The following is a 14,891-nucleotide window of genomic DNA, read 5'->3' on the forward strand; positions in this document are numbered from 1 at the left end:
TTTCAATGGCATTTAAACATATTTCTATAGCGCAAACGTTAGAGCTTTTAGATAAAGAAGACGTGGTAATTGCAGATATTCGCGATCCTAATTCGTATCAAGCCGGTCGCATTCCAGGCTCAGAAGCACTTTCTAACGGTAATATCGCACAATTTATGATGGAAAAAGAATTCGATCAGCCAATTATTATTGTCTGCTACCACGGTATGAGCTCACAAGGCGCAGCTAGCTACTTAGTTGAGCAAGGTTTTGAAGACGTTTACAGTATGGATGGCGGCTTTACAGCTTGGGAAGCTGCTTACAGCGAGAAAGTAGAGCGATGATAGAGCTTGGCAGTTTAAATAACCCGCGCGCCGCACAGGGCTTTATAGATTATTTAAAAAGCCAAGGTTTACAAGGACAATTAAGCTCCTCAGATGGTAGCAATGTCATTATTAGTGTTGCGCCTGAGCATTTTCATCAAATACAACCTTTATGGGCCGAATTTACACAAAACCCTAACCATGAACGCTATCAACAAGCTTCATGGGATGTAGGTAGCACACAATCGCCGCTTAAATACCAAGGGCAATCACTTAATCTAATGACGCGATTTAAAGCGCTTAGCTGGTTAAATCAAAGCGTAAGTATTGTAAGCGTTATAATTTATTTTGCTTTTTTACTAGGTGGTTTTGAGACCATTTACACCATGATGCAGTTTAAACCTACGCAGCCTTTAAGTTGGTTAACGCCCGCCCTCGTACATTTTAGCGCAATGCATATAGTGTTTAATTTAATTTGGTGGATGTCGCTTGGTGACAATATCGAAAAACAATGCGGGAAACTAAGCTTAATAGGCTTGTTTTTAGTGACTGCACTTATTAGTAATTGGGCACAATACCTAATGGTTGGTCCTAACTTTGGCGGTTTGAGTGGCGTAGTATATGGATTACTTGGTTTTTGTTGGATTCATAGCTTTTTAAATCCGAACAAACCTGCGCTTGTAAGTACGGCTATTGTTGGCTTTATGTTGATTTGGTTAGTGCTTGGATTTGCTGATGTATTGTTTGTAGGTATGGCTAATTGGGCGCACTTAGGTGGGTTAGTTAGCGGTATGGCTTTTGCCTATACCGCCAAAGTATTTAACGCAAAACGTTAAATACTAATGATATAAATATTTAGTGAACAAGACTTCACGGATGATCTCTTGTCCTGTTTCTTCTTTTAGCAGGCTTTTTAGTTTTTCGGCGCACTTTGCACGTATTTCTTCACGGCCAGTAAGTGATTTTATTTTCTCTTCTGGCTCTTTAGATAAAATCTCTACTAGGGCATCACGAAGTAATGGCGTGTGGTGTTCAACCACTGCAATATCAGAAGTATCAGTAAGCATTAAATCAATAGTTACACGCACATAGCCCATTTTTTTACTTGATGCGCCAATGTAGTTGGTGATTATATCTGGCTCAAAACCAAAATAACCAACTGTGGATTCAGCACGAGCTGTAAAGCTTATAACGCTTACAAAGAACGTAAAAAGACCTGCGTATACTATTTTTTTCATATTTAAAGCGTTTCTTAAAACTTGTTACAAATAGTTTATACTTAATAGTAGGTAATAAACAGCGCCAAGCAATTATTTATGGTTATAAAACATCACTTTTTCAAAAGCTTTGGCAATGGTATCATCTCGTTGTTTTTTATTTTGTAGAGCTATTGTGATTACTTATCCTCTGTCTATATCTGCTAATTGGCAGTCCACTTCTTATATAAGTGACTTATCTCCTCTAGAGCAAGAGTGGCTTTTTGAACAAAATTCATTAACGGCTAAATTAAAAAGCAACTCAAAAACGTTTAATGTAAAGGTATTAAGTGAGCAGTTATTTACTTTAAGCCCAGAGCAAAACTTACTACTAAACAGCACAGCTAAAACAGCTATTAATCGAGAAGTTCTCTTATTATGCGATAACAAACCTGTGGTGTACGCACAAAGCTGGCTTCCTAAAAATGATTCTATTAATCCTTTGCACAATATGGGCGAGCGCCCTTTAGGTGATGTGATTTTTCAAGACCCAGCATTAAAACGAACGGATATAGAAATTGCTTATTTTGATGACACGCACCCTATTCAGCAATTAGTTACAAAATTGAACTTACCCGAGAAAAACTTACTAGGGCGTCGAAGTGTATTCTCACTCAAAGAGTATAAGTTTTTAGTGTGTGAAGTGTTTTTACCTGGAGCATATTTATACTCATGAAATTAGCCGCTTTAAAGCCAAAACATATCCCTTATTATATACAGTTAATGCGTATAGATAAGCCCATTGGTACCTTGTTATTACTTTGGCCAACATACTGGGCTTTATGGCTTGCTAATAGTGGGATGCCGAGCTTACTCAACTTTATTATATTTACGCTGGGCGTTGTTGTTATGCGTAGTGCAGGGTGTGTAATTAATGATTTTGCAGATAGAAAAATAGACGGCTCGGTAAAACGCACAGCTCAACGGCCGCTAGCTTCAGGGCAAGTGAGTAGTGGTGAAGCACTTAGTCTATTTTTACTACTCATAGTTATTGCGTTCATTTTAGTATTAATGCTTAGCGTTAATACTATTTTGCTTTCTTTTGGAGCTTTGGCTTTAGCCTTTTGTTACCCCTTTATGAAGCGCTATACACAATTACCCCAAGTTGTTTTAGGGGCTGCATTTGGTTGGGCAATTCCTATGGCATATATGGCTTCAATTAATGCACTACCACAGCAGGCATGGTTATTATTTATAGCGAATATTTGTTGGACAGTGGCTTACGATACCATGTATGCGATGGTTGATAGGGACGACGATTTAAAAATAGGGGTAAAATCAACCGCTATTTTATTTGGTAAATACGACCGCCATATTATCTTTTTACTTAATGCTGTATTTATAGCGTTGGTTGCTTTTATTGGTATAAGCAATCATTTAAGTGTCGCGTTTGGCGTTGGTTTAAGTATTGCTGCGGGCCTATTGGCATACCAACAAACGCTTATTCATAAACGTGAAAGAGATGCCTGTTTTAAAGCGTTTTTAAATAATCATTACGTGGGTTTGGCTATTTTTATAGGGTTATTACTTTCATACCCAATAGCATTTTAAAAGCCTCAATAAAGGCCGTTAAAATGCTCTATTTGGAGTTACCGGGGCGGATCAATAATGCCGCTAATAGAGGCGTTTTTTCTAAACCAGCCTGCAATAGAATAGCGATCGTCAACGGCGGGAAGTACTTCGTGGGCAAAGCGTTCGCTTTCAAACATTACTAATGTGCCAGCAGTTGGTTTAATTGTTATTTCTATCTCTTTACTTTTAGGTTTATAAATAACAAGTTCGCCACCTTGCTTAGGCGTATTTAAATAAAGTACCGTTGTAAATACTCGATTAGAGCGACCTTTAAATGCATCTAAGTGCTTTTTGTAAAAATCACCCTGTGTATATTTTGCATAATGGCATTCGTAATCAAATAACCCCATAAAAAAATTGCGATTTAACGTGGTCTTTATACTTTGCATTATTGCTTGATAGGTAAGCTGTGCTTGAGAGCTGCCGTCAAACCAATAGGTTTTATCAGTACGTACGGTTTTATCTATTTGTAAGTCATTTAATCGACCAATACCAGCAAGGCTAAAGTGAGGGTTTATACGGTGGCAGTCTGCAACTAAATCGTTAACTAAATCGGCAATAAGCGCGTTATGAATTACGGTATATCCTTGGCGTTCTATATCATCTAAATAGACATCAGGACCAAAAAGTGTGTTCATTCACATAAGCTGTTTAAAAAAGGTGCGACAGTGTAGCCGAAAAGCTGTTAAAAGCTACTGTTTATTGCGCCGCACTTTTGAAACATCAGATTAGCTAAATGTAGTACCCGCTTTTTTTATAAGTGATAGTAAATGCTCTACATGTTCGGTAATCGACGTTTGTTGACTTGTTTGTACAACGAGTTGTTCGTGGTTTAAATCTTTATTTGTTTTAAGTTGTACTAATTCAGAATTCTCTGCGATTGCATTAGCGTGTTCAATGCTTGCAATAGCAAAATGATCTGATTTAACTACACCTGCCATCACTTGCTCAATACTGCCCACTTTAATACTTGATGATTTATTTAAAGAATTAATCGCTTCATTAAGCATAGTTTGTACTTGTTTAGACTCAGAGAAACAGCCAAACATCGGGTAGCTATCAAGGTTTTGTTTACTTATATCGTTTTTATGGGCAAGAGGGTGGTTTTTTGAAACAAATAATACAAGCTGATCTGGTAAGTGAATGTCACTACCAATACTGTTAATAGCTTGAGAGTATACGCTTATGTCTATTTCACCCTGTTGGAGTTTGCGTGTTAGCTCTTGCTGATCTTGTAGCTGCATCTCAATTTTTATATGAGGGTATTGAGCCAAAAACTGCCCACAAGAAATAGGGACTATGCTGCTTGCCTTATTGGTATACCCAATTACGAGTTTTTCATTAGCATTACCGTTTACTGATTGGAAAATCCGCTTTTTTGTTAGCTCAAGTTCCGATAGGGTTGTTTTAGCATATTCTAGAAAAAGTTCGCCTTCTGGCGTTAATTTAACTGAGCGTGTTGAGCGTTTAACTAATTCATATCCCATTTCATCTTCAAGTGTTTGAATGCTGCGCGTTAGCGCTGAAGTACTAATTTGGGTTTGTTCAGCAGCTTGTCTAAAATGACGTAATACACCAAGTGCTACAAATTGCTCTAATTGTTCAAATCTCACTTTATAGTCCCTTTTTATAAGTAAGTCGCAGATACCAAGGGCATCAAATACATTAATTTTTTATTCTAAAGTTTAGTAAAATTCTATATTGAAATACGTTTGTAAGTTCATACGTGTTTCCAGCAGGATACCCCCCTTTTAGTATTAATTAAAGAGTAAAGCGACCAAATAGTATTACTTTTTAAATTCATAACTAGTTGTTTATTGTATTTCATCTATATTTTTGCAATGGGTTATCTAAGCAAAGTTATTTATTGTCAGTGAGTTAGTTACGATATTTGGATTTAATTGTTCTAATTAATAAAAAAGTACGCCCCAAAAAGGGGCATTCATACAACATGATTATGACAAATAATAGAGTGTTTTATTTACAACACTCTATTTTACAAAATTTCTATTTATTCGGCTGCTTAATGGTTTATTTTCAATGCTTTGCAGTTCTATCTCGATTGCATCACAGGAAATATGTATTTCAAATAAAGACGTTAATAACGATAAACTTAAGCAGGCTAAGCTAATACCAAATAAAATAATTCCTGTGGCATTAAACTCAATAAATAATGCAAACATTGATAGAGTACAAAGTAGAAACGAGGCTACCCCGTACACCTGCATTGTTCGAATTAGCTTAATACGTTTGCGTAAGTTAGTGATTTGAGCCACTACAACAGGCCTAATAGATTCACCCTCACGCGCATTTAGCTCCCTAATTAATTGCGCTAAAACTAAAAATCGGTTTGTATAGGCGAGTAATAGCAGCGATATGGCCGGAAAAAGTAAGCCCGGAGTTGTTAGTGTCATGTTGATTCCTTAAAAGTGCAGCATGTTAGTATGCTAATAATTTAGCGTAGGATATTGTTAACACAAAATAAATGAGGTGAGTATTGCAAAATATTAATAATAACAACACAACAGATAGCTCTTTTCAGTGGATCACAATTTATAAAGCCGAAAACACCCTTGAAGCTAATATTATTAAAGGTTTAATACAAACTGGTGGTATTGAATGTAAAATAAAAGGCGAGATGCTCCAAGGCGCATTAGGAGAAATTCCATTTGATCAGGCGCAAGTTAGTGTGCAGGTTTATGCGATAAAAGAGCGCCATGCGCGCCAAATATTGGTAAACTATCAACAAGTAAAACAATCCGCTCCAGATTGGGTGTGCCCTAACTGTAATGAGCATAATGGATCAACATTTGATTTTTGTTGGTCGTGTGAGACGTTAAAGAATGACTAAAGCAAATAATTTTCAGCGTATTAGAGAGCTTAACTATTTACAAAAGGCTGTTTTAGCAAGTGCTTTAATAGAGCGAATGCTGCCAAATTACGGTTTATTTAGCGAAGCAACAGGATTTGGTGACGAAACCTTATTACGTAGTTCGCTTAATGTTTGTTGGGAAAAAATATTACTGCCTAAAAGTAAAATAGATCTCGAAAAACAAGTTGAAAAAATAGAACCAAATGTTCCTGAACTTGCTGATTTTGATATGTTTGGTACTTACCCTGCTATTGATGCTGCAACGTCTTTACTTAGCTTAATGCACGGTTTAATGGCGCAAGATGAGCAAGAGTTTATTAGTGTCAGTAAAATATCTCAAGCAACAGTGGCTCGATTTATTGAATATCAAATGACGGTTGAAGGTGAGGTTGCAGATAACACAGCTGTTAGAGAACACCCACTAATGCAATACGAAATTGAAGTATTAGGTGAGCTAATTGATTTTGTAGAAAATATGGGGCGTATCACCTCTGATAGCGTAAAAGCACTTAAAAAGTTTGCCCTAGAAGATGGCCAAACAAATATTGGCCTCACGTTATAAAAGTAGCAAAGTAGAATTTTAAAGGCAGGAGAAGTACAGTGCGAATTTTAGGCATTGAGTCGTCATGTGATGAAACAGGTATTGCAATATACGATGAGGAAAAAGGCTTGTTAGCTCATCAATTATACAGCCAAGTAAAAGTACATGCTGATTACGGCGGTGTAGTGCCAGAACTTGCATCGCGCGATCATGTTCGTAAAACATTACCACTTATAGATGCAGCTTTTGCACAAGCAGGTTGTGGCCCTGAAGATTTAGACGGTATTGCTTATACTGCAGGCCCAGGTCTAGTTGGTGCATTATTGGTAGGTACGTCTATTGGTCGCTCATTAGCATACGGCTGGAATATACCTGCGGTAGCAGTACATCACATGGAAGGGCATTTACTTGCTCCAATGCTTGAAGAGAATATTCCTGAGTTTCCGTTTATTGCATTGCTTGTATCGGGCGGTCATACCATGATGGTTAAAGTAGCCGGTATTGGTCAATACGAAGTATTAGGTGAGTCAGTTGATGATGCCGCAGGCGAGGCCTTTGACAAAACAGCTAAGTTACTTGGTCTTGATTACCCCGGTGGTCCGCGCTTAGCTAAAATGGCCGAACAAGGGGTCGCTAAGCGTTTTGTATTTCCTCGCCCTATGACCGACAAGCCAGGTCTTGATTTTAGTTTTAGTGGTTTAAAAACAGCGGCATCAATCACGATTCGTGAAAATGACGACGACGATCAAACCAAAGCTGATATAGCGCATGCATTTCAAACGGCGGTTATTGATACGCTCGTTATTAAGTGTAAGCGTGCGCTTAAACAAACAGGTATTAAGCGCCTAGTAATCGCTGGCGGCGTAAGTGCAAATACGCAACTACGTTTACAGCTTGAACGTGTAATGAAAGGTATGAAAGGCGAAGTGTTTTATCCGCGTACTGAATTTTGTACCGACAATGGTGCAATGATTGCTTATGCCGGGATGCAACGTTTAAAAGCAGGGCAATTTGCCACGCTTGATATGAAAACAAAACCTCGCTGGCCAATAGATAGCCTTGAGCCGATTTAACAGCTCATCTTTTAGATATTTTTGTTTTCATCAGTGGGTGCTTTTTTTGCGCCCACTTTTGGTTCGTCTCCACTAAATAATCTAATAACATTGGTGCGGTGACGAAATATAATTAACAGTGTGATAAAAGCAACAGGCAGAGTATAAAGTGGCTTTATCAGCCATGTATATAGAGGTGCTAAGGAGACTGCTACAAGCGCTGCCAGCGATGAATAGCGTGTTATTGCCACAATAACTAACCAAGTACACACAAGTAAACCAGCCAATGATAAGCCAATAGGTAATAATGAGCCAAATGCCGTTGCTACGGCTTTACCGCCTTTGAAGCTAAAAAACAGTGGGTACATATGACCTAAACAAGCAGCTACTGCAACTAAACCAAGCTCTAAAGGTTCAACTTCTAAAAAATAAGCCCCCCATACAGGAATAGTGCCTTTTAAAATATCAAATACTAAAACCAGGCAAGCCGGGAATGCTCCGCCTAATCTATAAACATTTGTAGCTCCTGGGTTGTTAGAACCACTATTACGAGGGTCTGGAAGTTTGAACAACCGCGACACTAAAATAGCCGACGAAATCGACCCAAGTAAATAAGCTAAAACAAACATTATAGTGGCTAACACGCGCTTCCTTATTTTTTAATTGCTATACCAATTGATAGTGCTTTTAGGCTATTATTGGCAGCAAAATTTATCGTAAAAATTATTAACAGGCTATTTAATAGCTAGTTTAGTTATTTTGCTATTGTAGAAGTTATTTTTACATATTTAAACACTGGCTAAACCATATACAGTATTAATTTTATTGATGCTTAGTATCGTTGCTTAGTAGTTTGTTGTTATTTGGAGTATCAATGGATAAGGTTTTTATATCTCAATTGCACGTCGACACTATTATTGGAGTGTACGACTTTGAAAAAGAAAGTAAACAGAGCCTTTATTTTGATATTGAAATGCTAAGCGATATTAAGCCTGCAGCTGAAAATGATGATATTAATTTAGCACTCGATTATTCAAAAGTAAGTGAGCGAGTTATTGAGCACTGCACTTTAAAACCTGTAGAGTTGCTAGAAACTTTAGTTGAACAATTAGCGCATATTATTTTAAGCGAGTTTAATACTCCACAAGTTACTATAAGAGTAAGTAAACCAGCGGCAGTAGCACAAGCGCAAACTGTAGGTGTTGAAATTACACGTGTTAAGGCAACAGGCTAAATGGCTCAAATTTATATCAGCCTAGGGTCAAATATAAATAAAGCGCATTATATACAATGTGCATTAATTGCACTTAAGCAGCACTTTGAGCATATTGTGCACTCGTCTGTTTTTGAAAGTGAAGCAGTAGGGTTTGCTGGCAATAATTTTTATAATTCAGTCGTTGGCGCTACAACTGATATGTCGCTTGTTGATGTATGCGCCTTATTAAAACAAATAGAGCTTGATAATGGACGCACAGCGAACGATAAAAAATTTAGTCCACGAACGCTCGATTTAGATTTACTATTTTATGATGATGTAATTTGCGCTTCTCCAGCCCAATTACCACGAGATGAAATAACTAAAAACGCATTTGTATTACAACCTCTTAGCGAGGTGGCCCCAAATTTCTATCATCCTGTAGCTAAACAAACGATTGCGCAGTTATGGAATGAATATAATAACCCTCAACAAAAGCTATGGAAGGTGGAGTTTTCTAACCCATGAGTATCATCGAAATAATTATTTTAGCCCTCATACAGGGATTTACTGAGTTTTTACCTATATCTAGTTCTGCGCACTTAATTCTCCCATCACAAATTTTAGGCTGGGAAGATCAAGGGCTTGCGTTTGACGTGGCAGTACATGTTGGTACTTTAATTGCCGTTGTTATTTATTTTCGCAAAGAGGTCGTCGACATACTCAGTGCGTGGTTTAAATCCTTTGGTGCACAAGGGACTACTGATGATAGTAAGCTAGGTTGGTGGATAATTTTAGGCACTGTGCCTGCCGCTATTTTAGGCTTACTTTTAAAAGACTTTATAGAGTTGTACCTACGAAGTGCTTGGGTAATTGCTACTACCACAATTGTGTTTGGTTTATTGCTTTGGTACGCGGATGCAAAAGGTAAGCAAATTAAAACGATTTATCAGCTTAATTGGAAAACAGCACTTATTATTGGTTTTGCACAAGCTGTTGCAATGATCCCGGGAACTTCTCGCTCAGGTATCACGATGACTGCTGGTTTAATGCTTGGAATGAATAAGCAAAGCGCAGCGCGTTTTTCGTTTTTACTGGCAATTCCAATTATTTCTATGATGGGGCTTTATTACACTGCAGAGCTTGCTCTGGGTGACCATGTGGTTGATTGGAATACATTATTACTAGGTGTAGTGCTATCGTTCTTATCGGCTTATGCATGTATATTTATGTTTTTAAAAGTAATAGAGCGAATGGGTATGCTGCCATTTGTGATATATCGTTTATTGCTCGGTATAGGTTTGATTGTATTTTTAATGATGTAGCAAATAATGACTAATAAAAAAGCCTTCTAATTAAGAAGGCTTTTTTATTATCAGGTGGTCATTTTGGCACGAGTGAAATGCTTACTCGCAATGGTAACTAAGCACGAATTTTGGCATTATAGCGCCATTAAACTTTGCATAGCTGTAAAGTGAGCATACGATTTAAGGAAAGTATATGCATATACATATTTTGGGCATTTGTGGCACGTTTATGGGCGGTATTGCAGCCATTGCTAAATCGTTGGGTCATAAAGTTACAGGGTCTGATCAAAACGTTTACCCACCCATGAGTACGCAACTTGAAGAGCTTGGCATTGAACTGACTCAAGGCTACGAAGTATCTCAGTTAGAGCCAAAGCCCGATATGGTCGTTATTGGTAATGCAATGAGCCGTGGTAACCCGTGTGTTGAATATGTGCTTGATAAAGGCCTGCCTTATACATCTGGCCCTGAGTGGCTCAAGCATAATTTATTACAAAATTCTTGGGTACTTGCTGTCGCCGGTACGCATGGTAAAACAACCACAGCAAGTATGCTTGCGTGGGTGCTAGAGTACGCAGGTTTAAAACCAGGGTTTTTAATTGGCGGCATAGTGCAAAATTTTGGTGTATCGGCAAAAGTGGGTGAAACGCCATTTTTTGTTATTGAAGCCGATGAATACGACACTGCTTTTTTTGATAAGCGCAGTAAGTTTGTGCATTACCTTCCGCGTACACTTATCTTAAATAATCTTGAATTCGATCACGCTGATATTTTTGAAGATTTAAACGCAATAAAAAAACAATTTCATCACTTAATGCGTACATTACCTCAAAGCGGCAAGGTAATTTGGCCAAAGCAAGATGTCGCGCTTAATGATGTAATAGCACAAGGGCTTTGGAGCGAAAGCGAAACGCTAGGCGATGATTGGAGCTATGAATTAATAAAAGCCGATGGAAGTGAGTTTAATGTATTACTTAATGGCGAAAAGCAGGGCTCTGTTTGCTGGCAAGCAATAGGCGAGCATAACGTTAAAAATGCGATTATGACCATCGCAGCAGCGCGCCATGTAGGTATAGCTGTTGATCATAGTATTGATGCTTTAGGTGAGTTTATTAGCCCTAAAAGGCGTATGGAGCTAAAGGCTGATATAAATAATATCAAAGTGTATGACGACTTTGCCCATCACCCAACAGCAATTAAAACTACGCTTGCAGGACTGCGCGCAAAAGTAGGCGATGAAAAAATTATCGCTATTTTAGAGCCGCGCTCAAACACCATGAAAATGGGCGTACACCAATATACATTATTAGATTCATTACGTGATGCTGACAACGTACTACTTTTTGAGCCAGAGAATCTAAATTGGTCGCTAAAAGAGCAAGCAGATAAAGCAGGCATGCAGTGCTTTAGCAGCACACAAACAATTATTGATACGGTGCTTGAAAATATTGAGCCTAATCAACATATTTTAATTATGAGCAATGGCGGCTTTAATGGCCTCCATCAACATCTTGTTGATGGTTTAGCTGATAAATACAGCGGAGAATAGTGTGCAATTTAAAGATAGAATTACGCTCGCTTTTAGTGGTGCATCGGGTGCGCCTTATGGGCTTAGGTTACTTGAAGTATTACTAGAGCAGCAATTTCAGGTCTACGTTCTCATTTCAAGCGCAGCACGCGTGGTGCTTGATACAGAATCAAATATTAAACTCTCTGGTAATGAAGATAAGGCCACAGAGCAGTTAAGTACGCTGTTTAATGCCAAACCTGAACAGCTAAAAGTATACGGTAAAGATAACTGGTTTAGCCCTGTGGCTTCGGGCTCTGCTGCTCCAAAAAAAATGGTAGTATGCCCATGTAGTGCCGGGTCGGTTTCTGCAATTGCAGTAGGGGCGTCTGATAATTTATTAGAGCGCGCCGCTGATGTGGTAATTAAAGAACGCGGGCAGCTAATTTTAGTACCGCGCGAAACACCATTTAACGAAATTCATTTAGAAAACATGCTTAAGTTATCTCGTTTAGGGGTAACAATTATGCCAGCCGCACCTGGTTTTTATCATAAGCCACAAAGTATTGAAGACTTAGTTGATTTTATGGTGGCGAGAATTTTAGATCATTTAAATATTGAACATAACCTAACAAAACGTTGGGGTTATGGTGAGGGTAAGTAATGAATAAGCAAAATATTGCTTTAAATATAGAAGGCCTTACCAAGGTTTATAAAAATGGTGTTGAGGCTATCAAAGGCGTTGATTTACAAGTTGAAGAGGGCGATTTTTTCGCTTTGCTTGGTCCAAACGGAGCTGGTAAATCAACCACTATTGGTGTTATTTCGTCACTTGTTAATAAAACAAAAGGCAAAGTAGAAGTATTTGGCTGTGATATTGATACTGATTTAGAGGCTGCAAAGGCGCATTTAGGCTTAGTGCCACAAGAGTTTAATTTTAGCCAGTTTGAAACGCTTAGCCAAATACTGGTTAACCAAGCCGGTTATTATGGTGTGCCACGTGGCGAAGCCCACAAACGTGCTGATAAGTATTTAGCGCAGCTAGGTTTATTAGAGAAAAAAGACAAGCAAGCACGTACGCTTTCAGGCGGAATGAAACGTCGATTAATGATTGCACGCGCCCTTATGCACGAGCCAAAACTACTTATACTTGATGAACCAACAGCGGGTGTAGACATAGAGCTTCGTCGTTCAATGTGGGATTTTTTACGCCAAATAAATGAGCAAGGCGTTACTATTATTTTAACCACACACTACCTTGAAGAAGCTGAGTTACTGTGTAAAAACATAGCGATTATTGATTCTGGTCGAATTGTTGAAAACACGACCATTAAAGCGCTGCTTGCAAAACTTGATAAAGAAACCTTTATTTTAGATTTAAAAATGCCTGCAAACCCTGTCACGCTTGAAGGCTATAAGTTTACGATGACGGACGATCATACTGTTGAAGTTGAAGTCGCTAAATCACAGGGCTTAAATGCGGTATTTAGCGCATTAACAACCCAAGGTAATACAGTATTAAGTATGCGAAATAAAGCAAACAGACTAGAAGAGTTATTTGTAGGATTACTAGAGCAAGGGCGGGGCGAATAAATGTTTAAATATGGCGTAGCCTTAAAGAGTTTATGGATTAAAGAGTGTATTCGTTTTTTACGTATTTGGGTGCAAACCTTAGTGCCGCCAGCAATTACGATGAGCTTATATTTTGTTATTTTTGGTAACTTAATTGGTTCACGTATTGGTGACATGGGCGGCTTTAGTTATATGGAGTTTATTGTACCTGGCCTTATAATGATGTCGGTTATTACTAACTCCTATTCCAACGTAGCCTCTAGTTTTTACTCAACAAAATTTCAAAAAAGTATTGAAGAGCTTTTAGTTGCACCTGTGCCTAATTACATCATTGTACTGGGTTATATGGGCGGCGGTATGACGCGCGGTATTATGGTGGGTTTTATCGTTACCTGTGTATCGTTATTATTTGTTGATATTCAAATTCATAATATTTTTGTAATTATGGCGACGGTAATCTTAACCTCAGCTGTGTTTGCTTTAGGTGGTTTAATTAATGCAATTTACGCAAATAGCTTTGACGATATAAGCATTATTCCCACCTTTATACTAACGCCATTAACTTACTTAGGCGGTGTATTTTATTCAATTACGCTATTGCCAGAATTTTGGCAAAACGTATCGCAAATAAACCCTATTATTTACATGGTAAATGCATTTCGCTATGGCTTTTTAGGTGTGTCGGATGTTGATTTAAGTGTGGCGCTAGGTGTTATTTTGGTGTTTATTACGGTGTTATTTACTTTAGCGCTAACTTTAATTAAAAAAGGTGTGGGGCTAAGACATTAATGAGTGATGCAAATTCACGTAGTATTGTATCTAATCAAGCGGGTATTCACGAAAAGCTTGATGAAATAGTAATTAAGCATTTAGATGCCGAGTTTAAAAAACCAATTGCAGCGCATACTCAAGCTGCATTTGACGAGGTTAATGCTAAAGTACAAGCCTTTAGTGGTCCGCTTATTTTAGACTCGTGCTGTGGAGTGGGTGAAAGCTCAGCTAATTTAGCTAAGCGCCACCCTGATGCACTTATAATTGGTATTGATAAATCGTCGCACCGATTAGATAAGCATGATGTTGAATATAAGCAAACCGACAGTGGTCAGTACATCTTAGTGCAAGCAGATTTAAATGACTTTTGGCGTTTAGCGGTAGCCGCCAATTGGCAACCTACGCACCATTATTTGTTGTATCCAAACCCGTGGCCTAAATCTAAGCATATTCGTAGGCGCTGGCATGGCGCAGCTATTTTTCCATTTATCGTTAAGTTAGGTGGTCAATTAGAAGTGCGCAGCAATTGGGATATTTACGTTAAGGAGTTTGCTCGGGCGCTTGATTTAACAGGCAACCCTTGCGATGTAACACTTTATGAGTCAGACGATGCAATTACGCCTTTTGAGCGTAAATACTGGGCCAGTGGCCAGCAAAGCCACCGACTCGTTATAAACTTACCTAGGGCGTGTTGACCTTTCGTGATTGATTTTGCAGCAGCATGTTTGGTTTTTAGGCAAGGCGGAGCCTATGTAGTGTGGTTATTCCCCATAAATAGGCGATAACGCAGCATAAAGACCAAACATGTGCTGCCCTTTGGGTTCTTTCTAGGGACGATTAACTCTTTGTTGCTCAGTTTTTACTTAGCCCACTAGGTTACAAACCTCGCGCCGCGATTTAATCGCCCCTAGATTGAACAAATTTCAATCCACAAAGTTCAACAC

The 14,891-nt window shown here is 38.4% G+C and carries 20 protein-coding genes; 15 read left to right on the forward strand and 5 right to left on the reverse strand.

What is annotated here, in order from left to right; translation table 11 throughout:
• Positions 1-5: 5 nt before the first annotated feature.
• On the forward strand, positions 6-323 hold the full coding sequence (glpE, locus tag H5115_RS10845) for a thiosulfate sulfurtransferase GlpE (RefSeq protein WP_010554397.1): 318 nt from the start codon (positions 6-8) through the stop codon (positions 321-323).
• Positions 320-1,138, forward strand: coding sequence for a rhomboid family intramembrane serine protease GlpG (gene glpG / locus H5115_RS10850; RefSeq protein WP_182755230.1), 819 nt, complete (start codon positions 320-322; stop codon positions 1,136-1,138). The genes glpE and glpG overlap by 4 nt, the downstream gene beginning before the upstream one ends.
• A gap of 3 nt (positions 1,139-1,141) precedes the next feature.
• Here the strand turns inward: glpG and H5115_RS10855 are convergent, their stop codons facing one another.
• Positions 1,142-1,540 (reverse strand): flagellar basal body-associated protein FliL, encoded by a 399-nt coding sequence (locus H5115_RS10855; protein WP_002961049.1) that lies wholly within the window; start codon positions 1,538-1,540, stop codon positions 1,142-1,144.
• A 154-nt stretch (positions 1,541-1,694) separates the two neighbouring features.
• Between H5115_RS10855 and H5115_RS10860 the strand changes: the two genes are divergently transcribed.
• Together H5115_RS10860 and ubiA are read left to right on the forward strand one after the other, a co-directional pair.
• Positions 1,695-2,234: a chorismate lyase gene (locus H5115_RS10860; RefSeq protein WP_002961048.1), complete on the forward strand. Its 540-nt coding sequence runs from the start codon at positions 1,695-1,697 to the stop codon at positions 2,232-2,234.
• Positions 2,231-3,109, forward strand: a complete 879-nt coding sequence (gene ubiA / locus H5115_RS10865; protein ID WP_138489550.1) for a 4-hydroxybenzoate octaprenyltransferase — start codon at positions 2,231-2,233, stop codon at positions 3,107-3,109. The genes H5115_RS10860 and ubiA overlap by 4 nt, the downstream gene beginning before the upstream one ends.
• A 38-nt stretch (positions 3,110-3,147) precedes the next feature.
• On the opposite strand, the gene H5115_RS10870 is transcribed toward ubiA, so the two are convergent.
• From H5115_RS10870 to H5115_RS10880, 3 genes are all read right to left on the reverse strand, one after another.
• On the reverse strand, positions 3,148-3,768 hold the full coding sequence (locus H5115_RS10870) for a 2OG-Fe(II) oxygenase (protein WP_182755232.1): 621 nt from the start codon (positions 3,766-3,768) through the stop codon (positions 3,148-3,150).
• Positions 3,769-3,858: 90 nt separating this feature from the next.
• On the reverse strand, positions 3,859-4,743 hold the full coding sequence (locus H5115_RS10875; protein ID WP_182755234.1) for a LysR family transcriptional regulator: 885 nt from the start codon (positions 4,741-4,743) through the stop codon (positions 3,859-3,861).
• Between the two features lie 378 nt (positions 4,744-5,121).
• Positions 5,122-5,544 carry a DUF2721 domain-containing protein gene (locus H5115_RS10880; RefSeq protein ID WP_002961042.1) on the reverse strand — a complete coding sequence of 141 codons (423 nt, stop codon included), beginning with the start codon at positions 5,542-5,544 and terminating at the stop codon, positions 5,122-5,124.
• An 83-nt stretch (positions 5,545-5,627) separates the two neighbouring features.
• Here H5115_RS10880 and H5115_RS10885 point away from each other — a divergent pair, with 83 nt between their 5' ends.
• The 3 genes from H5115_RS10885 to tsaD are packed head-to-tail and all read left to right on the forward strand — an operon-like array spanning position 5,628 to position 7,616.
• Positions 5,628-5,981 carry a DUF2007 domain-containing protein gene (locus tag H5115_RS10885; protein WP_165744225.1) on the forward strand — a complete coding sequence of 118 codons (354 nt, stop codon included), beginning with the start codon at positions 5,628-5,630 and terminating at the stop codon, positions 5,979-5,981.
• The gene (locus H5115_RS10890) at positions 5,974-6,564 is read left to right on the forward strand and encodes a YjaG family protein (RefSeq protein WP_182755236.1); all 591 of its coding nucleotides are present in this window, start codon (positions 5,974-5,976) and stop codon (positions 6,562-6,564) included. Before H5115_RS10885 ends, H5115_RS10890 begins: the two co-directional genes overlap by 8 nt.
• A gap of 38 nt (positions 6,565-6,602) precedes the next feature.
• Complete coding sequence (tsaD, locus tag H5115_RS10895; protein ID WP_182755238.1) at positions 6,603-7,616, forward strand: tRNA (adenosine(37)-N6)-threonylcarbamoyltransferase complex transferase subunit TsaD; 1,014 nt, start codon at positions 6,603-6,605, stop codon at positions 7,614-7,616.
• Between the two features lie 11 nt (positions 7,617-7,627).
• On the opposite strand, the gene plsY is transcribed toward tsaD, so the two are convergent.
• Complete coding sequence (gene plsY, locus H5115_RS10900) at positions 7,628-8,239, reverse strand: glycerol-3-phosphate 1-O-acyltransferase PlsY (RefSeq protein WP_182755240.1); 612 nt, start codon at positions 8,237-8,239, stop codon at positions 7,628-7,630.
• A gap of 230 nt (positions 8,240-8,469) precedes the next feature.
• On the opposite strand from plsY, the gene folB reads away from it, so the two are divergent.
• From folB to H5115_RS10940, 8 genes are all read left to right on the forward strand, one after another.
• Positions 8,470-8,829, forward strand: a complete 360-nt coding sequence (gene folB, locus H5115_RS10905) for a dihydroneopterin aldolase (RefSeq protein ID WP_149594123.1) — start codon at positions 8,470-8,472, stop codon at positions 8,827-8,829.
• Positions 8,830-9,318, forward strand: a complete 489-nt coding sequence (gene folK / locus H5115_RS10910; RefSeq protein WP_182755242.1) for a 2-amino-4-hydroxy-6-hydroxymethyldihydropteridine diphosphokinase — start codon at positions 8,830-8,832, stop codon at positions 9,316-9,318.
• A complete protein-coding gene (locus H5115_RS10915; RefSeq protein ID WP_182755244.1) occupies positions 9,315-10,115 on the forward strand; it encodes an undecaprenyl-diphosphate phosphatase in 801 nt (266 codons plus the stop codon). The genes folK and H5115_RS10915 overlap by 4 nt, the downstream gene beginning before the upstream one ends.
• A gap of 175 nt (positions 10,116-10,290) precedes the next feature.
• Positions 10,291-11,646, forward strand: coding sequence for a UDP-N-acetylmuramate:L-alanyl-gamma-D-glutamyl-meso-diaminopimelate ligase (gene mpl, locus H5115_RS10920; protein ID WP_182755246.1), 1,356 nt, complete (start codon positions 10,291-10,293; stop codon positions 11,644-11,646).
• A 1-nt stretch (position 11,647) separates the two neighbouring features.
• On the forward strand, positions 11,648-12,268 hold the full coding sequence (locus tag H5115_RS10925; protein ID WP_002961027.1) for a flavin prenyltransferase UbiX: 621 nt from the start codon (positions 11,648-11,650) through the stop codon (positions 12,266-12,268).
• A complete protein-coding gene (locus tag H5115_RS10930) occupies positions 12,268-13,197 on the forward strand; it encodes an ABC transporter ATP-binding protein (protein ID WP_024595485.1) in 930 nt (309 codons plus the stop codon). Before H5115_RS10925 ends, H5115_RS10930 begins: the two co-directional genes overlap by 1 nt.
• Complete coding sequence (locus H5115_RS10935) at positions 13,198-13,965, forward strand: ABC transporter permease (RefSeq protein WP_002961025.1); 768 nt, start codon at positions 13,198-13,200, stop codon at positions 13,963-13,965. It begins immediately after the preceding gene.
• The gene (locus H5115_RS10940) at positions 13,965-14,642 is read left to right on the forward strand and encodes a tRNA (guanosine(46)-N(7))-methyltransferase TrmB (RefSeq protein ID WP_182755248.1); all 678 of its coding nucleotides are present in this window, start codon (positions 13,965-13,967) and stop codon (positions 14,640-14,642) included. Before H5115_RS10935 ends, H5115_RS10940 begins: the two co-directional genes overlap by 1 nt.
• The last annotated feature ends 249 nt before the right edge of the window (positions 14,643-14,891 follow it).

The organism is Pseudoalteromonas sp. SR44-2 (assembly GCF_014163745.1).
Taxonomy (GTDB): Bacteria; Pseudomonadota; Gammaproteobacteria; order Enterobacterales; family Alteromonadaceae; genus Pseudoalteromonas; species Pseudoalteromonas distincta.